Origin of the sequence: Mycobacterium yunnanensis (genome assembly GCF_025823185.1) — a bacterium.
Lineage (GTDB): Bacteria > Actinomycetota > Actinomycetes > Mycobacteriales > Mycobacteriaceae > Mycobacterium > Mycobacterium yunnanensis.
On record NZ_JACKVK010000008.1, the window covers coordinates 1 to 21276 of the forward strand.

The following is a 21276-nucleotide window of genomic DNA, read 5'->3' on the forward strand; positions in this document are numbered from 1 at the left end:
AGGGCCACCGAGTTCACCGTGGTGTTGGTCGTGCCGCCCAGGCTGATCGGCCGCTGGATCAGAGCTCCGGTGCTGGTGTTGACGTCGACCGCGGTCAGACCGGTGCTGGTCTTCAGGATGATCAGCGCCGCGGTTCCGTCGCTGCTGAACACCGGCGACCCCACCACCGCGCCGACCAGGGGCACCTGGCGGGCTTGGGCGCCGGTGCCGAGATCGATCACGTTGAGCTGGGTGCGGGTGGTGTCGGCGGGGGAGGTGGTGGTGATCAGGGCGTGGGTTCCGTCGGGGCTGTAGGCGACGACTAGCGATGAATTGTCCCGGTTGACGGTGAAGGTGGTGCCGAGTTGGGTGCCGGTGCTGGGGTCGATCACGGTCACGCTGGTGTCGGTGGTGAGGACCACGCGGGTGGCGGTGGGGTTCAGGACCACCGTGGCTGCGGTGGCTCTGACGGTGATGACCCGAGAAGCGAGCCGTCCAGTGTCACGGTGTGGCCGGCCTGGGTGCCGGTGCTGGTGTCGATCACGGTGAGCAGGGTTTGGAAGTTCTGGTTGGGCCCAGCTGGGACCTTGGTGATGACCACCGCGTGGGTGCCGTCGGCGTTGAGGGCCACCGAGTTCACCGTGGTGTTGGTCGTGCCGCCCAGGCTGATCGGCCGCTGGATCAGAGCTCCGGTGCTGGTGTTGACGTCGACCGCGGTCAGACCGGTGCTGGTCTTCAGGATGATCANAGGGCCACCGAGTTCACCGTGGTGTTGGTCGTGCCGCCCAGGCTGATCGGCCGCTGGATCAGAGCTCCGGTGCTGGTGTTGACGTCGACCGCGGTCAGACCGGTGCTGGTCTTCAGGATGATCACCGCCGCGGTTCCGTCGGCACTGAACACCGGCGACCCCACCACCGCACCGACCAGGGGCACCTGGCGGGCTTGGGCGCCGGTGCCGAGATCGATCACGTTGAGCTGGGTGCGGGTGGTGTCGTTGGGGGGTGTGGTGGTGATCAGGGCGTGGGTTCCGTCGGGGCTGTAGGCGACGACTAGCGATGAATTGTCCCGGTTGACGGTGNAGGTGGTGCCGAGTTGGGTGCCGGTGCTGGGGTCGATCACGGTCACGCTGGTGTCGGTGGTGAGGACCACGCGGGTGGCGGTGGGGTTCAGGACCACCGTGGCTGCGGTGGCTCTGACGGTGATGGTGCTGCCGGTCTGGACGCCGGTGACGGTGTTGACGNCACTGACGTTGACGTTGGTGGGGTTGCCGAGGTTGTTGAGGCTGGCTTGGGTGGTGATCACCACGTGGGTGCCGTCGGCGCTGTAGAGCGGTGACCCGAGAAGCGAGCCGTCCAGTGTCACGGTGTGGCCGGCCTGGGTGCCGGTGCTGGTGTCGATCACGGTGAGCAGGGTTTGGAAGTTCTGGTTGGGCCCAGCTGGGACCTTGGTGATGACCACGACCCGAGAAGCGAGCCGTCCAGTGTCACGGTGTGGCCGGCCTGGGTGCCGGTGCTGGTGTCGATCACGGTGAGCAGGGTTTGGAAGTTCTGGTTGGGCCCAGCTGGGACCTTGGTGATGACCACNNCGTGGGTGCCGTCGGCGTTGAGGGCCACCGAGTTCACCGTGGTGTTGGTCGTGCCGCCCAGGCTGATTGGCCGCTGGATCAGAGCTCCGGTGCTGGTGTTGACGTCGACCGCGGTCAATCCGGTGCTGGTCTTCAGGATGATCACCGCCGCGGTTCCGTCGGCACTGAACACCGGCGACCCCACCACCGCACCACTCAGATTCCCATGCCCGATGACCGTTCCCTCCGAAACCGGGGCGACCGGCACGGTGATGGTTTCGCTGCCGGAGTTCACGCCGTTGGACGCGGTGACGGTGAAGGTGTCCGTCGGGGCAGTGGAGGCGGCCAGGCGTTGGCGCAGTGTGGGGGTGTAGGTGTACGTGCCGGTGTCGTCGATCGTGACGGTGGCGCCGCCGGTGCTGGTGCCGGACGTGCTGTAGCGCAGGGTGCCCCCGGCGGGATCGGTGAACGTGGCCGTACCGGCGATCGCGCCCGTGGAGCTGGGTTGCCCCGCAGTAGGGGTACCGGGTTGGGGAGTGCCCGGATCGACCGTGACCGTAATGGTTTCGCTAGCTGAACGCACGCCGTTGGAGGCGGTGACCGTGAACGTGTCGCTGCCGCGGGAGCCCGCAATTTCGGCGGCCTGCTGCTGGGCGCGGGTGGGGGTGTAGGTGTACGTGCCGGCGTCGTCGATGGTGACGGTAGCGCCGCCGGTGCTGGTGCCGGAAGTGCTGTAGTGCAATGTGCCCCCGGCGGGGTCGGTGAAGGTGGCGGTGCCGATGATCACGCCGGTGGAGCTGGGTTGCCCGGCAGTGGGGGTGCCGGGCTGGGGAGTGCCGGGTTGGGGACTGCCCGCCACGACGGTGACCGTCGCGGTCGCGGTGGAGCCGCCGTTCAGTGTGTAGGTGAAGCTGTCGGTGCCGTGATAGTTGGCCGCCGGGGTGTAGCTGGCGGTCGTGTCGGTGACGGTGACCACGCCGTGGCTGGGTTGCGTGACCGCGGTGATGACCTTCGGTCCGCCGTCGACGTCGGTGTCGTTGGCCAACACCGCGATTGGGGTAGGGCCACTGTTCTCGGCGACGGTGACCGAGTCGTCGACCGCTACCGGTGGCTGATCGACCGGCCCGCTGTGGTTGCCCAGGCTTCGACCACCACCGCCGCCGCCGCCGGTGCCGATGAACTGATCTCCCTGGCCACCGGCGCCACCCGCAGCGCCGACACCGCCACCACCGCCACTACCGGCGTTGATACCTCCGCCGCCATTACCGCCGGCGCCGCCGACGCCGCCACCACCGCCGCCGCCGCCGTAATAGCCCGAGCCAACTTCGTAGCCGTTGACGCCGGGGCTACCGGGGCTGCCGGCTCCGCCACCGCTGCCACCTTCGACGGTCGGGACATCGCTGGCGCCGTGGGCTGCCGCCCCGTCGCCACCGACGGCTGCGGAGCCGCCGTACCCGTCGCTCTCGATCGCAGCGCCGCCGCCACCACCTCCCGGACCGCCCACGCCTCCACTGCTTTTGTTGTTATTGCCACCGTCGCCGCCGCGGTCGGCTGCGCCTCCAGCGCCTCCTGCAACGACGGAAATGGTCTGGCCAAAGTAGGCGTAGCCGGCGCTGCCGCCGGTGCCGCCATGACCGCCGATGACGCCGTCACCGCCGCCACCGCCGCCACCTGCTCCGCCGCCGATGTACCCCCCGTCCGGATCCTGGATCAGGTCGTTGCCGCCGGTCCCACCGTCGCCGCCGTTGCCCAGGCTGCCTCCGTCGCCGCCGTTACCGCCGGTGCCCGCGGCCTCGTACGACAAGGTGTCGGACCCGGTCCCGCCGTTGCCGCCGTTGCCCGCCAACCCGGTGGCCGCGGCACCGTCGACCCCATCGCTGCTGCCGCGAGCACCGCCCCCGCCGGGGGTGGTCCCGGGCGAGCCGGCGCTGCCGCCGGCGCCGACCGTGCCGGGGTTCCCGCCGTTGCCGCCGTTGCCCCCGTTGGGGTGCGCGACACCGCCGGTCGCACCGGAGCCACCGTCGGCGGGTAGTCCGGCCGCGCCACCATCGGCGCCGTTGCCGCCGTCACCGTTGGTCCCGAGCCCACCGCCAGCGGTCGTGCCGGCGTTGCCACCGGCGCCGCCGCGCCCACCGCGACCGCCGTTCCCACCGTCACCACCGTTCCCGCCGTCGGCTCCCGTCTCGGCGGCGGCTGGGTCGCTGGCGGCGTCATAGCCTGCGGCACCCGTGGCGCCGTCCCCGCCCGCGGCGCCGTTACCACCGGCGCCACCGGAACCGTTGTGCCCGACCAGCCCGATCGTGGACCCGCTGCCACCAATTCCTGCGTTGCCGCCGCGGCCGCCCGCGCCGCCGTCGCCACCGACTTGGCCGTTGCCACCGTTGGCGCCCGGGGTGACACCGTTCGCGCCATCGTCCCCGGCGGCGCCGTCACCACCGTTGCCGCCGCGGCCTCCGTCACCCCCGGCCCCGCCCGCACCCTGGATCGCGGTGGCGCCATCGGCGCCGCGTGACCCGCCGCGGCCACCGCGGCCTGCGACGCCGCCGAGTCCGGCCGCCCCGGCCGCGCCGCCATTTCCGCCCGCGCCACCATCACCACCGGCGACGCCCGCGCCGCCGCTCATTCCGGCCATCGTCGCGTCGGCCCCGTCCGTGCCGTCGGCTCCGTTCGCGCCGGCGGCGCCTGCACCGCCGTCGGCGGCGTTCCCGCCCCGGCCTCCGGAACCGTTCGTTCCGGCCGTGCCGGCGGTACCGAACAGCCCTGCCCCGCCACCGGACCCGGCGTCCCCGCCCGCTCCACCTGCACCGCCGGACCCGCCCGCCATTCCGGTGCCGCCCGCGGCTCCGGGCATGGTGGCCGACATCCCGTGGGCGCCGGCCACACCGTTGCCTCCGGTGCCGCCGTTCGCGCCGGACCCACCACTGCCGCCGTTGCCGAGCAATAGACCGCCGTTACCGCCGGCCCCGCCCCGACCGCCGGCGGACCCGTTGGTGCCGGACTGCCCCGCGCTCAGACCGTTCGCGCCGTCGGTTCCGTTCACGCCGGCACCGCCCGCACCGCCGGTACCGATGAGGAGTCCGCCGTTGCCGCCGCGCCCACCCGCACCACCGTTGACGGCTGCTACACCGACCCCGCCGTTGCCGCCGTTGCCGAGGAACCCAACCGCGCCGCCGTCACCGCCGGCGAAACCGGCACCGCCCACGCCTAGCAACAGGCCGCCGTTGCCGCCGCGGCACGCCACACCGCTGGCGCAGGTGGCGGCGGTGTAGCTGTATCCGGTGCCCAACAACAACCCCGCGTTGGGGTGCGCGGCGGTGCCGTTGCTGATGAACAACGCCAACACATCGGAGACGAACGTCCCCAGATCCGGTAAGGCAGGAGTCAGTGCGGTGGGAACCACGACCGTGCTCACCGGGGCCAGAACCCGGGCCGTGCCCGGGCTGGTGGGGGTGGGCTGCGCACCCGTGGTCGACGCCAAGGCGTGTGGCAGCCCCGACGGCGATGTTTGTGACGCGGAATCCTCAACGGCGGCAACCGAATTGGTGTTCGTACTGGACGACGCGGTCGACGCCCGCGTAGTGGACCTGCTCGTCGATGCCGTGTGCGTCGTCGTGGGCGTCGCGGTGCGCGCGGTACCCGAGTCGGGGTCGTGCGAGGAGTGGCCACCTGTGTGACCGGCGGTGGCTTGACTCGTCGACGCCGCGGGGGAGTCGTCGACGGAGGTGGCGTCGGCTGCCGAGGAGCGATCTCCGGCTTCCGTGGAGGCGGAGGTCTGGGACGAGGATGCCGTCGTCGAGGACGTGGGAGTGCCCTTCGTCGCCGAGGCGGTGGTGCTTCCGGTGCCGGCCGATCCACCCGATCCATCCGACGCGCCGGCCCCGGCGGGGTGATTGGTCGAGGAGTCCCCGGTCTCGGCGTGGGCCGCCGCGGCCCCCGTCAGCATTGCCGCACCTACACCGACGCTGAGTGCTCCGGCGGTGAGCCACGCCGACACCGGCAACACCCGGCCCGCCCCACCGCTGCCGGTGCGTGTGGCGGTCCGTCGAGTGTTACTGCGATGCCGTCCCGCCATCAGAATTTCTCCTTCGCATTCATTGCTCGTCGGGCAGCTCGTGAGACATGTCGTCCCGCCAATCCCGCACCTCCTTTGGACGCGCGAAATCGCCCGGACCCCGTCGACGACGGAACCGGTGATGGCGATTTCGGGTGTGTCCTGGGCGTGGCCGCGGTTTGCTACACGACGACGCCGACGCGAAATGTAACCTACCCAGCACCACCGGCGACCCCAAAAGTGCCGCCAACGCAGAATGCAGTAGTCCCGTGCCCAAAGTGCAGTAGTCCACCCCCCGCAAGTCCGGTCCATTGCAGTAGTCCCACCGGGGGGCGCTGCGCCGCGACGCCCTTGGCGCATCGCGGCACGCTCTCAGTGGCGCCTGAGCATCTGCGGGAACCGACCGACGGGGTCGCGTAGATTCGTCGACGACCAACCCACGCGCCCCAGCGCAGTACTACGACGAAGGCCATCATGTCCGAGGACCAAGACGTTCCGCCGAATCATCTGTCCATCGATCCGCGCAGCGCGTTCTACGACGAAGAGGTGCTGCTGCGCGACGTGGGCATCCGCTTCAACGGGTCCGAGAAGACCAACGTGCACGAATACGACGTAGCCGAGGGATGGGTACGGGTCGAAGTGCCCACCGCGAAGGATCGTCGCGGCAATCCCATGGTCGTGAAGCTCCGCGGCACGGTCGAGCCGTTCTTCCGTCCGGCGACCTGACGCGAGTGTGAGGCTGGACGGGCAGCGGCTGGCGGCCTTCGCGGCCGTGGTCGAACTGGGCTCCTTCGACGCCGCCGCGGCACGGTTGCACGTCACGCCCTCGGCGGTCAGCCAACGCGTCAAGTCCCTGGAGCACGATGTCGGCCAGGTGTTGGTGAGGCGCGAAAAGCCTTGTACTGCAACGGTGGCGGGGGTGCCGCTGCTGCGGCTGGCTGCCCAGACGGCAATGCTGGAGTCCGAGGCGCTCGCCGAGATGAGCGGAGCCTCCGACCGTCTGACGCGCGTGGCGCTGGCGGTCAACGCCGACTCGATGTCGACGTGGTTCGCCGACGTGTTCGGCGCACTGCCCGGGGTGTTGTTCGACGTTCGGATCGAGGACCAAGACCGGTCGGCGCGGTTACTGCGGGAGGGGGCGGTGATGGGCGCGGTCACCACCGAGCGCGTCGCGGTGTCCGGGTGCCGGACCGAACCGCTCGGGGTGATGCGGTACCTACCGGTGGCCAGTCCCGGCTACGTCGACCGGTATCTGGGCGACGGTGTCACCGCGGCGACGATGGCCGTGGCGCCGGCGATGGCGTGGAATCGCGACGATGCGCTGCAGGACATGTTGCTGCGCAAGCTCTTTCGTCGCGCCGTCAGCCACCCGGTGCACTACGTGCCCACCGCGGAGGGCTTCGAGGCCGCGACGACGGCCGGGTTGGGGTGGGCGATGTACCCGGAGCGTGCCGCAGTGGCGTTGGTGGACGCCGGCGCGTTCGTCCCGATCACCGACGCCCATCTCGACGTTCCCCTGTTTTGGCAGTGCTGGAAGCTCGACAGCCCCATGGTGGAGGCCGTGACCGACGCCGTCCGCGCGGCAGCCTCGGCGCTGCGCTGACCTCCGACTCGCAGCGGCCTACGTGTCCTTGAGGCTTCCGATGCCCAACGACGTGTCCGTGGGCGCGCCGGAGTCACCCTCGACGGCGTCGACGTAGGCCTGCGGATCTCGGTCGGTGATGTCGAGGCCGCGGGTGGTGGGGTGGTCGGTCATGAACGCGTGATACTGCCTACCGAGCGCCTCGCGCAGACCGGCGGGAGCGTGTTTGCGGAAGTCGGACAAGCCTTCTCGTTCTTCCTCGCCCATGTGTTCGTCGTTGGCCTTGCGGGCCCGGCCCACCGCCGCCCACCACTCGTCGGAGCCGACGTCCGCCTTGGCTGCGTCGGCGACGCCGTCACGAATGTCGTTGTGGTCGCCGATCGCGTCGAGCGTCTCCCCCTCGGGGTCGTCCTCACCGCGTGTGAGGAGTTGGGGATAGAAGAGGGACTCTTCGGCATAAGCGTGCACGTCGAGTTTGTCGGCCAGCGGTACCCACACCCGCTGCAGGTCCTCGGCACGGGGATGCGCACGGGCCTGCAGGTAGTCGAGCTTGGCGAACTGCTCGCGGAACCACTCGTGGTCGGCGAGGATCAGTCTGGTGATGTCGGCCATCGAAGGGTGGGCGGGTGGCGCGTCAGGCGGCAGAGATGCCGACCGTGGGTGACGTGCAGTCCTCCACGTATTCGTAGCCGCACGGCTGGCAGGACACCTGGTAGCGCAGGAATCCGCCGTCGCCCTCCTGGAAGGCGTAGTCGGCTTGAACCATGCACCGGGGGCACCGTGCGGTGCCACGTTCGACCACGCTCATGGGCAGGGCCTTTCGTCCAGGGCAGCAGGTCTGCTGCCTGCAGCTGCCGGGTACCCACCCCGTGCGTGTGTCAATCAGCTGGCCCGCACGCCGCCCAGGTGTAGGGCTGCTCGGGGGTGTTGGCGCTGCCGAGCATGAAGGTGCGGTCGGTACGGCGGGCGCGAGCGATCGTGGCCAGCCACGTGGCGACGGTGCTGACGCGGTTCTGCACTCCGGTGAGGAAGGCGATGTGGATGACGCCCCACCCCACCCATCCGAAGAATCCGGTCAGCTTCACCGGGCCGGCCTGCAACAGTGCGTGGCCGCGGCTGATGTACGCCGCCGAACCCAGGTCGCGGTACCGATACGGCTTACGCGGCGTGCCCTTGGCGTCCCGACGTACGCACGAGGCCACGTGCAGACCGCCCTGCATGGCGTTCTCGGCCACCCCGGGCAGGTGGTCGCGGCCCACCAGGTCGCCGATGACGAAGATCTCCGGGTGCCCCGGCACGGTCAGGTCGGCCTCCACTGTGATCCGACCGGCATGATCCGACGGCGCGCCAAGCACCGTGGCCACCCGCTTGGCGAACGGCACGGCCTCGACGCCTGCGGTCCACAGCACGGTGCGCGCGGCGTGCTCCTCGCTCGGGCCACCGGACTTGGGGGTGACGGTGATGCCGTCGCGCCGGACGTCGGTGACGTGGACGCCCATGCGTAGCTCGACCCCGAGCCCTTCGAGGATCGATGCGGCCTTGGCGGCAAGGTTCGGCGCGAAGCTGCCGAGCACGCAGTCGCCGCCGTCGAAGAGGAGTACCCGGGCTTCCTGAGGTTCGATGCTGTGGAACTCGTGGGCCAGGGCCCGGGTGGCCATCTCCCGGATCTGTCCGGCCAGTTCCACGCCGGTGGGTCCGCCTCCGGCGACGGCGAACGTCAGCCATCCGTCGCGTTCCGGACCGGGAGCGAGCGTCTCGGCGATCTCGAAGGCCGCGAACAGGCGGCGGCGGATGGTCAGAGCGTCGTCGAGGGTCTTCATCCCTGGCGCCCAGGTCGCGAATTCGTCGTGGCCGAAATAGGACTGACGCATGCCGGCGGCGACAACCAGCACGTCGTAGTCGAGGACGAACGTGCTGGCGTCCGGACGCCGGGCCGTCACGCGTCGTCCCTCGGGATCGAGGTCGACGGCCTCGCCGAGCAGGGTCGTCACGTTGCGGTGGCCGGCCAGTTCCTCGCGCAGGGACCTGCTGATCTGACCGATGCTCAGCGTCCCGGTCGCACATTGATAGAGCAGTGGCTGGAAGACGTGGCATGCCGTCCGGTCCAGGAGGGTGACGTCGACGTCGTCACCACCGAGGCTTCGCGCGCAGAACAGACCGCCGAATCCACCGCCGATTATCAGGACCTTCGTCCGGCCGTTGCTCATCGCTCGACCATACGCAGCGAACCCGGGAGGAGTTTGGGCGCGACCGTGGCGGGGTAGCTGAGCCCCACGCTGCAGCCACGTCGGCGTCGGATCACTGTCAGCGGAAGGCCCCGTGCCATGACCTCTTCGACCACCCGGCGGTTTGCCCGTCTCCATCCGGTCGACCTGGTGCTGGCGACCACGCGGGCGTACTCGTCGCTTCCCGTGGTTGGCAAGCACCTCGAACCGTTCGCCGGCTTGACCGCCTTGGCGCTGTGGGGCGGTCACTACGCGCCCGCCGCGGCGCGCGCAGCGGTCAGTCGCCACACCGGCGTGGCCGCGGCGCCCGTGGCGGTGGAACCGGGCGCCCCGAGCGTCGGCCGGATTCCGCCCTACCTGAGGGCCCGCGGTCAGAAGCGCAAGTGTCTGCACGCCAGCTCCATTCGTTATGGCAGCCACCCGTCGCAGTTGCTCGACGTATGGCGCCGCCCCGACCTGCCCCCGAACGCGCCGGTGCTGCTCTTCGTGCCGGGCGGGGCGTGGGTGCAGGGCACCCGCGTGCTGCAGGGCCACACGCTGCTCTCACATCTGGTTCGACTGGGCTGGGTGTGCCTGACCATGGACTACCGCGTCTCACCCGTGCACCGCTGGCCCCGGCACGTCCAGGACGTCAACGCGGCGATCGCCTGGGCGAGGGCGAACGTCGACCAGTACGGCGGCGATCGCGAGTTCGTCACCATCGCAGGATGTTCGGCCGGCGGGCACCTTGCGTCGCTGGCCGCGCTCACCCCAGGCGAGCCGGCGTTCCGCGGCGAACTCGTCGACGACGCCGACACCACGGTCGACGCCGTCGTGGGCATCTACGGCCGCTACGACTGGGAGGACCGCTCGTCCCCGACCCGGCGCAACTTCCAGGGTTTCCTCGAGCGGGTCGTGGTGCGGCGCAGCCAAGCTCGCCATCCGGAGATCTACGCCGCCGCGTCGCCGATGGCTCGCATCCACGCCGACGCCCCGCCGTTCCTGCTCATCCACGGCGAGCACGACGCGCTCATCCCCGTGGGGGAGGCCCACGCCTTCCGCGATGCACTCGCAGCGGTGTCGCGAAACGCAGTCGACTACCTGGAGATCCCGCGTGCCGGGCATGCCTTCGACCTGGTCGACTCGTCGCACGCCCGACGCAGCGCGGTGGAGATCGCCCGCTTCCTCGGCGAGGCGCGCGACCGGCATCATCAGCAGTGCACCGCCGCGGCGGTCTGAGCTAGGCCTGCGGGGGCGCGCACGTCCTGAGGCCCCGCATCACGAGCTCGAGGGTGGCGTCGAACGACGACTGCACCATGTAGGACGCCAAGTGCGGGGCGGCTGCCTGGGTGTAGGGGTGGTCGCCGTCGGGAAGACGTTCGGGCAGGGCCTCCCATGCCGAGTCGTCAGCGGATCGGACCTCCGTCGGCAATGTCGCGGAAGCACTCTCGAGCATCGCCTGACCGAGCAGGAAGTCCGACAGCGTGACGAACCACTTGGCGGCGGATTCGTCGTCGAAGCCACCGGCGCGCAGCAGTCCCAGGGTGAGTTCCACCGCGCGAATCTCGTTGGGCAGGCCGGTCGTCCGCGCCGCGACCGCGAACCCGGTGCGGGGGAAGTCGCGGGCGTAGACCTCGAACAGCACGCGGGCGAGTCTCGACAGCGACTCCAGCCAGTCCGCCCCGGGCGTCCAGCGGTCCAGGCCGAGGCCGATCATCCGGTCGGCGACGGCCCGCACCACGTCGTCGACGCCCGGGAAGTAGCGATAGAGCGCCGAGGGGTCGGCACCCACCGCCGCCCCAAGCGTCCGGGCACTCAACACGGCGGCGCCTCGGTTCTCGATCAGATTGACCGCGGCGTCGACGTATACCTCGCGCGACAGTTCGGCGCCACTCGAAGTGCGCCGCCGGCGGCGCCCCGCCGCCGGTCGTCGTCCCGATTCCGCCACGTTTCCCGCGCTCCTTATGTCAACACCGTTGACGCCACGGTAGGGATGCCGCAATCTCTTTCGCCGAAGGGGGTCTACATCGGTGAGCAGCGGCCAGTTCGAAGTGAACAGTGTGAGGCGCGTGGCGGGCGAGGCCGGACAGGTTGGCTACTACGTCGACGTCGAGACCAGCAGCGGTGAGACCAGGCACTTCGCCTTCACGGGCAACATCTTCGTCGGCCCGGTGCTCGTCACCAGCCGCGACGGCGCCGGGCGCTGGGACTACGAGGTGATCGACGATCCTCGTCGATTCGGTGAGTTCGTCTCGGCGGAATGGGTCGACCGATTTCTCGAGTCATGGCCGAAGGCAAGGGCCGCCTGACGATTGGCTCGCCCCTCAGCCGGGAAAGCCAGAGGCCATGACCTCGTCGAGCGCAGATCGATGCTGACCACGGCGCGCACCATCGCCGCCCCCGCGGAGTCGGCGTGGCGGGTCTTGACCGACCTCTCGCAGTGGCCGCGGTGGGGGCCGACGGTGCAGCGGGCCGAGCTCGACGAGGACGGACCGCTGCGGCTCGGGTCCCGCGGACGGGTGTGGACCCCGATCGGCGTTCCGCTGCCCTTCGAGATCACCGAGTTCGACGACGGTTCGGCGTGGGCGTGGAAGGTTGCCGGGGTGTCGGCGACCCGGCACGTGGTGACCGGGCACTCGCAGGGCTGCCGCGTGTCATTCGGCGTGCCGCTGTGGGCGCCGGCCTATTTACCGGTGTGTGCGTTGGCGCTCAAGCGGATCGAGGATCTGGCTAGGGCTTAGCCAGCTGCTCCAGCAACGGTTTGGTGCGGTAGGCGACCACCTCGTGCATCGCGACCGACATGGTGGTGCGCTCGACGCCCGGCACCGCGAGGATCAGGCCGGCGACCCGGTAGAGATCGTCGGCGTCGGTGGCGACCACGCCGATCAGCAGGTCGGCCGCACCTGACAGGCCCGTGATCTGGGTGACCTGGGCGATGGTCTCCAGTTCGACGAGCACCTGGTCGAGTCGATGCTGGTCGACCACCGCGGTGATGAACGCCTTGAGCGGATAGCCGAGGTCGCGGGGTGAGACGCAGCGGTCGATGGGTGCGAGGACCCGTTCGTCGTCCCAGCGGGCCAACCGGGCGGCAACGGTGTTGCGCGCCAGGCCGAGGGTGGCCGCCAGTTGGACACCGGTGGCGCGAGGTGCGTCACACATTGCCAGGAGCATGCGGGCGTCGGTGCGGTCGAGCTTCGCCATGACGCGCAGTATTCCATGTCACATTCGCTTATAAGTGGGCGACATGCTCAGTGTGTTCGACATTGCTTGCTCACTATGCGTCCCGATGGTTCCCTTGAGGTAGCAATACGCCCACTGCGCCGAAGGTGGTGATCTCTCATGACGGATCTCGACACCCGCCCGACCCACCGCCAGCCCTACGAATTGGGCGACCGCTACCGGTCCGGATCGGGAGCCGTGGTGTTGACCGGGGTGCAGGCCATCGCCAGGGCGCTCGTCGAGCAGCATCAGCGTGACGTACGCGCCGGCCGCACGGTGGCGACGTTCGTGTCCGGCTACCAGGGCAGCCCGCTCGGCGGCGTCGACCGGATGCTGTCGGGCATGCCCGACGTCCTCGAGGCCAACTCCGTCACCTTCGTGCCCGGTCTGAACGAGGAACTCGCCGCGACCGCGGTGTGGGGCAGCCAGGCCGATCTGGCCGCTTTCGCGGCGGCCACGGGGACCTCGCCGCGGTACGACGGTGTCGTCGGCGTCTGGTACGGCAAGGGGCCCGGTCTCGACCGCGCGACCGACGCGCTACGCCACGCCAACATGTACGGCGTCAACCCCACCGGCGGAATGCTGCTCCTGGTGGGTGACGACCCCGCCTCGAAGTCCTCCACCGTGCCGGCCGTGAGCGAGCGATCGCTGGCCGCCCTCGGCATCCCGGTGCTGTTTCCGCGCAACGCCCGCGAGATCGTCACCATGGCCATGCACGGGGTGGCGATGTCGCGGGCGTCGGGTTGCGTCGTGGCGCTGAAGATCGTCGCCGACGTCGCCGACGGTGCCTGGTCGGTCACCGGCGACATGGCCGACCTCGACGTCGTGGTGCCCGAGGTGCAGTGGAACGGCCGCCCCTTCACCTATCGGCAGCGACCGATGGCCGCACCGTCGAGCAGCCTGGACGCGGAGGCCGATCTCTACGGCCCCCGCGCGGAGGTGGTGCGCGCCTACGGCGCCGCCAACGGTCTCGACGTCGTGGAACTCGACCCACCCGGCGCCACGCTCGGAATCGCCTCCGCGGGACCGGCATTCGACGCGATGCGGCAGGCACTGGGCGACCTCGGCGCCGACGACGCGGCGCTGCACCGGGCGGGAATTCGGTTGCTGCGCATCGGCATGCCCACCCCGCTGGGTCCGGACGCCGTGACGACGTTCGCCGCGGGCCTCGAGGAGATCCTCGTCGTCGAGGACAAGACGGCGTTCGTCGAGACCCAGATGCGCGAGATCCTCTACGGCACACCGGGTGCGCCGCAGATCCTCGGCAAGAAGGACGCGGGCGGTCGGTTGCTGATCCCCGCCGGTGGTGAACTCACCGCCGGCCGGTTGGCGGCGCCGCTGCGCCGCGTGCTGGCCGGTCGCCTCGAACTCAGGAAGCCGCCGCCCCCGGCGCTGTCGCTGGACGTGCTGCCGGTGACGCGGGCGCCATACTTCTGCAGCGGTTGCCCGCACAATCGGTCCACGGCGGTGCCCGAGGGCTCGCTGGCCGGCGGTGGAATCGGCTGCCACACGATGGTGACGATGTCGCCGCGCACCGACAGCGCCGTCACCGGGCTCACCCAGATGGGCGGCGAGGGCAGCCAGTGGATCGGTCAGGCGCCCTTCACGAACGTGGGGCATCTGTTCCAGAACATCGGCGACGGGACCTTCTTCCACTCCGGACAACTCGCCGTGCAGGCGTGCGTCGCGGCGGGCGTCGACATCACCTACAAGGTGCTCTGGAACGAGGTCGTCGCCATGACCGGCGCACAGGACGCCGAGGGCGCGTTGTCCGTGGCCAGGCTGACGCACAAGCTGACCGCCGAGGGTGTCAAGCAGATCATCGTGTGCGCCGACGAGCCACGGCGCCACCACCGCAGGAACACCGGCGAGCGGATGGCCAAGGGCACGATCGTGTGGCACCGGGACCGGCTCGACGAGGCCCAGAGACGCCTCCGGGAGATCAAGGGTGTCACCGTCCTGATCTACGACCAGCACTGCGCGGCCGACGCGCGTCGCCAGCGCAAGCGCGGCACCCTGCCGGTGCGCACCACACGCGTCATGATCAACGAGGCGGTGTGCGAGGGGTGCGGAGATTGCGGCGTGAAGTCCAATTGCCTTTCGGTGCAACCCGTCGAGACCGACCTGGGCCGCAAGACGCGCATCGACCAGACGTCGTGCAACACCGATTACAGCTGCCTCGACGGTGACTGCCCGTCGTTCGTCACCGTCGAGGTGGCACCCGGGCGCCGCGTCGGGAAGCCGACGGCGCCGCACGCGCCCTCGCTGCCCGAGGTCGACGTCGAACCCCTCACCGCAACCCACAACGTCTTCCTCGCGGGCATCGGTGGCACCGGCATCGTCACGGTCAACCAGGTGCTGGCGACGGCCGCGCTGCGCGCGGGCCTCGAGGTGGAGGGTCTGGATCAGATCGGCCTCAGTCAGAAGGCCGGGCCGGTCGTGTCGCACCTGCGGTTCGCTCCGGCCGCGCTCGAGCCGTCCAACCGGCTCACCCCTGGCGCGGCGGACTGCATCGTCGCCTTCGACCTGCTCGCGGCGGTCGACGGCAAGAACCTCGACTACGGCGACCCCGCGCGGACCATCGCGGTGGCGTCGACCAGCAAGACGCCGACGGGGTCGATGGTCTACGACACGTCGGTCGCCTATCCCGAGACGCCGTACCTCCTGAATCGGCTGGACCGGGTGTCCAAGCACCTGCATTCTTTCGACGCCCTCGCCGCCGCTCAGTCGCTGTTCGGCAGCACCGCGGCGGCCAACTTCCTGCTCGTCGGCGCCGCGCATCAGGCCGGGGCGCTGAAGCTTCCCGCGGCGTGCGTGGAGGAGGCGATCCGCATCAACGGCGTTGCCGTCGAGGCGAATCTGGCGGCCTTCCGGTGGGGTCGCGTCGCCGTCGCCGACCCGTCGCGGTTCGGCGACGTGGTCATGCCCAAGCGGACCCGCCGCGTCGAGCCACCGCCGGCGTACCTCGTGGCAGGCACCGCGTTCACCGGCCGGGTGGCCGACCTGGTGGCGCGGCGGGCAGCCGATCTGGTGTCCTTCCAGGGTGAGCGGGTTGCTCGCCACTACGTGGCGGTGCTCGACGAGGTGTGGTCAGCCGAGCGTGCCGTGTCGGCGCGAACCGACTTCAGCGAAGCCGTGGCGCGGGGCCTGTTCAAGTTCACCGCCTACAAGGACGAGTACGAAGTGGCCCGGTTGCTGACGGATCCTGCTTTCAGCGACCAGGTTCGGGCGGAGTTTCCCACCGGGGAGAGGGTCACCTATCGGCTGCACCCACCGGTGCTGCGGGCCCTCGGCAGATCGAAGAAGATCGGCCTCGGGCCCAAGGCGCACGTGGCCCTACGGGTCCTCGCCCGCGGAAAGCGGTTGCGGGGCACGGTGTTGGACCCGTTCGGCTACGCCCACGTGCGCCGAGTGGAGCGCCAGCTCCGGGACGACTACGAACGCCTCGTCACTGGACTCGCCGCGCAGCTCACCGACTCCTCCTACGAGCACGCGGTCGAGGTGGCGTCTCTGCCGGACGTGGTGCGCGGCTACGAGGGAGTGAAGCTGGCCAACGTCGAGGTGTACCGGGCACGCCTACGCGAGCTGGGCGTCAGCTAACGAACGGCCGGCGCCGACAGCGGCGTGCCGGCACGTGAGGCGAACGACATATCCGCTGAATCGTTGTGTCATGGTCGTACGTTGGTTCAGAATGTGAACCGTCGGGGCAACTTTGACAGACGGGGGAAAGACCATGAGTGACGAGGCAACCAGCGGTGAGGGTGACTCGCCTGCCGGTGTCGGCATAACCACCCGCGTTCGCGTGTTCCCCAGCTCCGATCGCGAAGTGCACGGCGTCATCGTCGACGACTTCGGCGAATCCATCGGCATCCCGGTCGAAATCGGCGGCAATCGCATTGCCGGTCCAGCACGCCGCTGGGCAGTCATGCTCGACGACGACAACCTCCTCTTCGTCGACAGCGAAGACATCGAACCGGAATGAGCTCGCCCCGCGACATCGCCTGACCGCCAGCGCGTTTTGCCGTCTCGCACACGGGTACCTGCCAGGGACCCAAGAGACGGCGAATGGAGTGGGCGTGAAGGCAGTCACCTGGCATGGCAAGCGCGACGTAAGGGTGGAACAGGTCCCCGATCCGAAGATCGAGGAGCCGAACGACGCGATCATCGAGGTGACGTCGACCAACATCTGCGGCTCGGACCTCCACCTGTACGAGGTCCTCGGTGCGTTCATGACGCCCGGCGACATCCTCGGTCACGAGCCCATGGGAGTCGTGCGCGAAGTGGGCAACGACGTGACCAACCTGTCGGTGGGTGACCGGGTGGTGATCCCGTTCCAAATCTCCTGTGGGCACTGCTACATGTGCGACGCCCATCTGTTCACCCAGTGCGAGACCACGCAGGTCCGCGATCAGGGCATGGGGGCCGCGCTGTTCGGCTACTCCGAGCTCTACGGGGCCGTGCCCGGCGGGCAAGCCGAGCTGCTGCGGGTGCCGCAGGCACAGTTCACCCACATCAAGGTGCCCGACGGCCCGCCGGATTCGCGGTTCGTCTACCTCTCCGACGTGCTGCCCACGGCGTGGCAGGCGGTGGCGTATGCGGGAATTCCCGACGGTGGCACCGTCACCGTCCTCGGACTCGGACCCATCGGTGACATGGCCGCGCGCATCGCGCACCACCTCGGTTACGACGTCATCGGCGTCGACCTCGTGCCGGAACGGTTGGCGCGCACGGCCTCTCGCGGAATCCGGACGGTCGACCTCAATGAGATCGACTTCGCCGTCGGCGACGCGATCCGGTCGATGACCGACGGCCGCGGCACCGACTCGGTGATCGACGCGGTGGGCATGGAAGCGCACGGGTCGCCGGTCACCAAGCTGGCCCAGCAGATCACCGGTCTGCTGCCCGACGCCCTGGCCAAGCCGATGATGCAGAAGGCCGGGGTGGACCGGCTGGGAGCGCTGTACTCCGCGATCGACGTCGTGCGGCGCGGTGGCACCATCTCGCTGGCGGGCGTGTACGGCGGCATGGCCGATCCGATGCCGATGTTGACCATGTTCGACAAGCAGATTCAGCTTCGGATGGGCCAGGCCAACGTCAAGCGATGGGTCGACGACATCATGCCCCTGCTGACCGACGACGACCCGTTGGGCGTCGACGACTTCGCCAGCCACGTGCTGCCGCTCGACGACGCCCCGCACGCCTACGACATCTTCCAGAAGAAGCAGGACGACGCCGTCAAGATCATGCTCACGCCGTGACGTGGGCATCCGGTTGGTAGACGAGAGTTGTCCCAAAGGAATGCATTTCGGCCCGTGTGGTGGAGTGCGTTCCGACGGGGGTTGCGAAATGCGTGCCGGCCCGTGCGTCTTCGACGACGCGGTGCCGTGGACCGGCCCCACCGCGGAGGCGAGGGCGGTGCAGGCGCCGTTGATCCTCGGCGACTTCAGTTGCAACCCGTTCGACGCCACGGACGTCGCAGCCACTGCGGGAATTCTCTCGCGGTCGTGTGACGCCGTGCTGGTCGGTGAGCATCAAAACCGGCCCGACTTTCCGCCCACGTTGATGGGGGCGTTGTTGACCGAAGCCGGTGTCAGACCGTGGATCACGTTGTCGTGCCGCGACCGCAACCGCATCGTGCTCGAGCAGGAGCTCCGTGGTTTGGCTCACGTCGGTGTCCGCACCGTGCTCTGCGTGACCGGTGACGGGCGTGGTTACGACGTGCGTCCCGACGTCACGCAGACCTTCGACCTCGACGGTCCGCGGCTCGTCGCCCTGGCCGACGCCCTCGACATGGTGGCGGCGGTGCCCGAAACGCCCACCGCGCCACCGGTGGCCGCCCGACCACGTCGCCTGGTGTACAAGCAACACGCGGGCGCCCGGCTGGCGGTACTCAACCACGTGCCGTCCCCGGCGGCGGCGCGCACGTTCATGGCCGAGGCGCGGGCGGCGGGGTTGACGATCCCGGTGGTGGCCGGGGTCGCCGTGTTCACCGACCAAAGTTCGGCCGCGGTGCTGCAAGGATTGCCGGGGCTCGACCTCGACCCGCAGGTCGTCGAGGCCGTGCTGACTGACGCCGATCCCGTCGAGGCCGGCATCGAAGCAGCGGTCGCCCAGGCGCGCGCCCTGTTGTCGATCGACGGCGTGCACGGGGTGAACCTGTCGGGTTCGGCGACCTCAGGCGGCACTCGCGCGGGGGCTGAGATCAAGGCCGAGGTCGGCGCGCGCATCCGAGCGGAAGTGGGTCGATGAGCGACGCGATGACCGCCGAGTTCGACACGGTCGCGCAGTGGACTGCCGAGGTCGCGGCGGACCTCGGTGCCGACTACCACGTTCCGGCGGGCTGTCGCGGCAGTGGCAGTCCCGCGGCGCTGGACTGGTTGCTCGATGGCCTCGAGCTCACCCACGGCGAGTCGTTGGTCGACTGTGGGGCGGGCGTGGGAGGGCCGGCCGCCTACGCCGCCCAACGCAGTGGGGTGCGGCCACTGTTGGTGGAGCCCGAGGCGGGTGCGTGTCGCGCGGCAAGGACCCTCTTCTCGTACCCGGTGGTCCGGGGCGACGCCGCCGCACTGCCGCTGAGAGACGGCGCGTTCGACGCGGCCTGGGCGTTGGGCGTGCTGTGCACGACGGACGAGCAAGCGCCGCTTCTGCGCGAACTCGGACGGGTGACGAGCGCGCCCGGTCGAATCGGGCTGTTGGTTCTCGTCGCGAGGGACCCCGAGGTCGGGTCCCCTGGGCACGGGGAACAGCCCGACGGCAACCACTTTCCGACCGTCGACGGCTTGCGCGAGCTCGTGGACGCGGCGGGTCTGACCGTCGAGGCGTTATGCGACACCGCCGATCTCGACGACGTTCCTGGCGACTGGAGCAGCCGCGTCGACGCGGTGACCGCCGAATTGGCCGCACGTCACGGCGATGACCCCGCGTGGCAGCAGGCCGAGCACCAGTCCGACCTGATCGGGCAATTGATCTCGGACGGACGAATCTTCGCCGAACTGCTCTCCTTGCGACGGCGGTAGTGCCATCTAAGAGGCAGAATCAGTCACGATGAGCATCGGCGAACGAGTTCCCCTCGGCACCTTCCCCACGCCGCTCGAGGCGGCGCCACGGCTGGCCGCGGCACTGGGGCTTGGACCCGAGGACCTGTGGATCAAGCGCGACGACCTCATCGGACTCGGCGGCGGTGGCAACAAGGTTCGCAAGCTGCAGTACACGGTTGCCGCGGCAATGGCTGGCGGCGCAACCACTCTCGTCACCACGGGTGCGGCACAGAGCAATCACGCGCGGCTCACCGCCGCCGCCGGGGCTCGGCTCGGTCTCGACGTCGTCCTGGTGCTGGCCGGATCCGGCGGCGCGGTCGCCGGGAACCTGGCGCTGAACGCACTTCTCGGAGCCAGGATCGTCTGGGCGGGCGACGTAGAGGCCGCGGAGACCGAGCAGCTGGCCAGCCGGATCGTCGAGGAGCTGACTGCCGACGGTCGCCCCGCGGCTCAGATTCCGTTCGGCGGTTCCAACGCCGTCGGCGCGCACGGCTACGTCGACGCCGGGCACGAACTGCTCGAGCAGCTACCGGGCTTGGCTCAGGTGGTGGTCGCCGTGGGTTCCGGGGGCACTGCGGCCGGACTGGTCCACGCCCTGGGGGAGCGGCGCGTGCTCGGCGTGCACACCGGTGCCGTGCCCGATCCCGAGGCGCGAATCTCCGGCATGCTCGCCAGCCTCGGCTCGGCGCACGCCGATGGGGAGTTGCGGCTGCGCACCGACCAGGTGGGCGCGGGCTACTCGTCGTTGACCCATTCGGTTCAGGACGCGTTGGCGTTGGCGGCGCGCACCGAGGGGCTGATCCTGGACCCGGTGTACACCGGACGCGCGCTCGCCGGCCTGGCGGCTGCGGTCCTCGAGGGTGACGTACGTCCGGGCGAACCGACGGTGTTTCTGCACTCCGGAGGATTGCCGGGGCTGTTCGGCTCGAGCGCGGCCATGGTGTGGGCAGGGTCACTCGGTGACGCTGCGGAAAATTAGCGAACTCAGTCCGGGACAGCATCGCGGCGCTCCCGCGCCCGTCGGGACCGGTTTCGGCTCGACCCCGTGCGGCAAATTCGCTATGGTGGCTAACCAACTCACTCGCGTGGTCGGCCCCGGCGGATTTCTCCCTCGGAGAAGATGTAACGCGGCGGGCCTGGCAGACGGTTAAACTCATGACGACACTTCGATGATGCCGTCGTCTACACGTGTCGGAAGGTTGAAGAAATGGCTCTTATAACGAAATTGGCTGCCGGTCTGGGCGGCGTGGCTCTTGCGGCGATGGCCGGGAGCGGGATCGCCTCGGCGGCCCCCGGCGACGCCGTGATCCTGAACTCGACGTGCACCTACCCCCAGGTGATCGCCGCAGCGAACGCCCAGGATCCCGTCGCGACCGCTGCGCTGCAGAACGACCCCGCGGCCAACGGATTCCTTCAGGGTCTGGTTGCCTCGCCTCCGGGATCGCCGGAGCGCCAGCAGAAGATCGACTTCGTGCGCAGCTTCCCGCAGGCGGCGCAGTTCAACGGGCTGATCATGTCCGTGGCGAACAGCTGCAACAACTACTGATCGGCTGAGCTGCCGGGCGTGACCCGCTCGGCGACCGACACGAATGCCCACCTCCGAGCCATGCGCTCAGAGGTGGGCTTATTCGTGCGAGGGG

At 69.8% G+C, this 21276-nt stretch carries 22 protein-coding genes; 14 read left to right on the forward strand and 8 right to left on the reverse strand.

Annotated elements, in window-relative coordinates; genetic code table 11:
* From H7K45_RS10115 to H7K45_RS10125, 3 genes are all read right to left on the reverse strand, one after another.
* On the reverse strand, positions 1-428 hold a 428-nt coding region (locus tag H7K45_RS10115), incomplete at its 3' end, for a hypothetical protein (RefSeq protein WP_263995669.1).
* The gene (locus H7K45_RS10120) at positions 419-619 is read right to left on the reverse strand and encodes a hypothetical protein (protein WP_263995670.1); all 201 of its coding nucleotides are present in this window, start codon (positions 617-619) and stop codon (positions 419-421) included. The genes H7K45_RS10115 and H7K45_RS10120, both read right to left, overlap by 10 nt.
* Before the next feature lie 757 nt (positions 620-1376).
* Positions 1377-4406, reverse strand: coding sequence for a cadherin-like domain-containing protein (locus H7K45_RS10125; RefSeq protein WP_443677450.1), 3030 nt, complete (start codon positions 4404-4406; stop codon positions 1377-1379).
* 526 nt (positions 4407-4932) lie between these two features.
* On the opposite strand from H7K45_RS10125, the gene H7K45_RS10130 reads away from it, so the two are divergent.
* From H7K45_RS10130 to H7K45_RS10145, 4 genes are all read left to right on the forward strand, one after another.
* A complete protein-coding gene (locus H7K45_RS10130; RefSeq protein WP_263995672.1) occupies positions 4933-5217 on the forward strand; it encodes a hypothetical protein in 285 nt (94 codons plus the stop codon).
* A gap of 84 nt (positions 5218-5301) precedes the next feature.
* A complete protein-coding gene (locus H7K45_RS10135) occupies positions 5302-5433 on the forward strand; it encodes a hypothetical protein (RefSeq protein WP_263995673.1) in 132 nt (43 codons plus the stop codon).
* Between the two features lie 635 nt (positions 5434-6068).
* Positions 6069-6320: a DUF3297 family protein gene (locus H7K45_RS10140; protein ID WP_263995674.1), complete on the forward strand. Its 252-nt coding sequence runs from the start codon at positions 6069-6071 to the stop codon at positions 6318-6320.
* Positions 6321-6327: 7 nt separating this feature from the next.
* Entirely contained in the window at positions 6328-7197 is an 870-nt protein-coding gene (locus H7K45_RS10145) for a LysR family transcriptional regulator ArgP (protein WP_263995675.1), read from the forward strand.
* A gap of 18 nt (positions 7198-7215) precedes the next feature.
* Here H7K45_RS10145 and H7K45_RS10150 read toward each other — a convergent pair whose 3' ends face one another.
* From H7K45_RS10150 to H7K45_RS10160, 3 genes are all read right to left on the reverse strand, one after another.
* A complete protein-coding gene (locus tag H7K45_RS10150) occupies positions 7216-7788 on the reverse strand; it encodes a hemerythrin domain-containing protein (protein WP_263995676.1) in 573 nt (190 codons plus the stop codon).
* 22 nt (positions 7789-7810) lie between these two features.
* Positions 7811-7942 carry a hypothetical protein gene (locus H7K45_RS10155; protein WP_263995677.1) on the reverse strand — a complete coding sequence of 44 codons (132 nt, stop codon included), beginning with the start codon at positions 7940-7942 and terminating at the stop codon, positions 7811-7813.
* Between the two features lie 112 nt (positions 7943-8054).
* Complete coding sequence (locus H7K45_RS10160) at positions 8055-9383, reverse strand: NAD(P)/FAD-dependent oxidoreductase (protein ID WP_263995679.1); 1329 nt, start codon at positions 9381-9383, stop codon at positions 8055-8057.
* A 117-nt stretch (positions 9384-9500) separates the two neighbouring features.
* Here H7K45_RS10160 and H7K45_RS10165 point away from each other — a divergent pair, with 117 nt between their 5' ends.
* The gene (locus tag H7K45_RS10165; RefSeq protein ID WP_263995680.1) at positions 9501-10619 is read left to right on the forward strand and encodes an alpha/beta hydrolase; all 1119 of its coding nucleotides are present in this window, start codon (positions 9501-9503) and stop codon (positions 10617-10619) included.
* A gap of 1 nt (position 10620) precedes the next feature.
* On the opposite strand, the gene H7K45_RS10170 is transcribed toward H7K45_RS10165, so the two are convergent.
* Positions 10621-11328, reverse strand: coding sequence for a TetR/AcrR family transcriptional regulator (locus H7K45_RS10170; protein ID WP_263995681.1), 708 nt, complete (start codon positions 11326-11328; stop codon positions 10621-10623).
* Between the two features lie 121 nt (positions 11329-11449).
* On the opposite strand from H7K45_RS10170, the gene H7K45_RS10175 reads away from it, so the two are divergent.
* Both H7K45_RS10175 and H7K45_RS10180 read left to right on the forward strand, forming a co-directional pair.
* Positions 11450-11689, forward strand: a complete 240-nt coding sequence (locus tag H7K45_RS10175) for a hypothetical protein (protein ID WP_263995682.1) — start codon at positions 11450-11452, stop codon at positions 11687-11689.
* Between the two features lie 60 nt (positions 11690-11749).
* Complete coding sequence (locus H7K45_RS10180) at positions 11750-12121, forward strand: SRPBCC family protein (RefSeq protein ID WP_263995683.1); 372 nt, start codon at positions 11750-11752, stop codon at positions 12119-12121.
* On the opposite strand, the gene H7K45_RS10185 is transcribed toward H7K45_RS10180, so the two are convergent.
* Positions 12111-12581, reverse strand: a complete 471-nt coding sequence (locus H7K45_RS10185) for an Lrp/AsnC family transcriptional regulator (protein WP_263995684.1) — start codon at positions 12579-12581, stop codon at positions 12111-12113. The two genes, H7K45_RS10180 and H7K45_RS10185, sit on opposite strands and share 11 nt — an antisense overlap.
* A gap of 138 nt (positions 12582-12719) precedes the next feature.
* Here H7K45_RS10185 and H7K45_RS10190 point away from each other — a divergent pair, with 138 nt between their 5' ends.
* From H7K45_RS10190 to H7K45_RS10220, 7 genes are all read left to right on the forward strand, one after another.
* On the forward strand, positions 12720-16199 hold the full coding sequence (locus tag H7K45_RS10190) for an indolepyruvate ferredoxin oxidoreductase family protein (RefSeq protein WP_263995685.1): 3480 nt from the start codon (positions 12720-12722) through the stop codon (positions 16197-16199).
* 133 nt (positions 16200-16332) lie between these two features.
* Positions 16333-16581: a hypothetical protein gene (locus H7K45_RS10195; RefSeq protein ID WP_263995686.1), complete on the forward strand. Its 249-nt coding sequence runs from the start codon at positions 16333-16335 to the stop codon at positions 16579-16581.
* A 94-nt stretch (positions 16582-16675) separates the two neighbouring features.
* Positions 16676-17857, forward strand: coding sequence for a zinc-dependent alcohol dehydrogenase (locus H7K45_RS10200; RefSeq protein WP_263995687.1), 1182 nt, complete (start codon positions 16676-16678; stop codon positions 17855-17857).
* 40 nt (positions 17858-17897) lie between these two features.
* Positions 17898-18848, forward strand: a complete 951-nt coding sequence (locus H7K45_RS10205) for a methylenetetrahydrofolate reductase (RefSeq protein WP_308206400.1) — start codon at positions 17898-17900, stop codon at positions 18846-18848.
* On the forward strand, positions 18845-19615 hold the full coding sequence (locus H7K45_RS10210; RefSeq protein ID WP_263995688.1) for a class I SAM-dependent methyltransferase: 771 nt from the start codon (positions 18845-18847) through the stop codon (positions 19613-19615). Before H7K45_RS10205 ends, H7K45_RS10210 begins: the two co-directional genes overlap by 4 nt.
* Positions 19616-19643: 28 nt before the next feature.
* Positions 19644-20615, forward strand: coding sequence for a pyridoxal-phosphate dependent enzyme (locus H7K45_RS10215; protein WP_263995689.1), 972 nt, complete (start codon positions 19644-19646; stop codon positions 20613-20615).
* Positions 20616-20843: 228 nt separating this feature from the next.
* Positions 20844-21182, forward strand: a complete 339-nt coding sequence (locus H7K45_RS10220) for a hemophore-related protein (protein ID WP_263995690.1) — start codon at positions 20844-20846, stop codon at positions 21180-21182.
* Positions 21183-21276 lie beyond the last annotated feature (94 nt).

Coding starts and splice junctions, on each gene's coding strand:
- H7K45_RS10140 (WP_263995674.1), top strand. CDS start 6,069: ATGTCCGAGGACCAAGACGTTCCGCCGAATCATCTGTCCATCGATCCG.
- H7K45_RS10150 (WP_263995676.1), bottom strand. CDS start 7,788: ATGGCCGACATCACCAGACTGATCCTCGCCGACCACGAGTGGTTCCGC.
- H7K45_RS10155 (WP_263995677.1), bottom strand. CDS start 7,942: ATGGTTCAAGCCGACTACGCCTTCCAGGAGGGCGACGGCGGATTCCTG.
- H7K45_RS10160 (WP_263995679.1), bottom strand. CDS start 9,383: ATGAGCAACGGCCGGACGAAGGTCCTGATAATCGGCGGTGGATTCGGC.
- H7K45_RS10165 (WP_263995680.1), top strand. CDS start 9,501: ATGACCTCTTCGACCACCCGGCGGTTTGCCCGTCTCCATCCGGTCGAC.
- H7K45_RS10180 (WP_263995683.1), top strand. CDS start 11,750: ATGCTGACCACGGCGCGCACCATCGCCGCCCCCGCGGAGTCGGCGTGG.
- H7K45_RS10185 (WP_263995684.1), bottom strand. CDS start 12,581: ATGGCGAAGCTCGACCGCACCGACGCCCGCATGCTCCTGGCAATGTGT.
- H7K45_RS10190 (WP_263995685.1), top strand. CDS start 12,720: ATGACGGATCTCGACACCCGCCCGACCCACCGCCAGCCCTACGAATTG.
- H7K45_RS10195 (WP_263995686.1), top strand. CDS start 16,333: ATGAGTGACGAGGCAACCAGCGGTGAGGGTGACTCGCCTGCCGGTGTC.
- H7K45_RS10205 (WP_308206400.1), top strand. CDS start 17,898: ATGCATTTCGGCCCGTGTGGTGGAGTGCGTTCCGACGGGGGTTGCGAA.
- H7K45_RS10210 (WP_263995688.1), top strand. CDS start 18,845: ATGAGCGACGCGATGACCGCCGAGTTCGACACGGTCGCGCAGTGGACT.
- H7K45_RS10215 (WP_263995689.1), top strand. CDS start 19,644: ATGAGCATCGGCGAACGAGTTCCCCTCGGCACCTTCCCCACGCCGCTC.
- H7K45_RS10220 (WP_263995690.1), top strand. CDS start 20,844: ATGGCTCTTATAACGAAATTGGCTGCCGGTCTGGGCGGCGTGGCTCTT.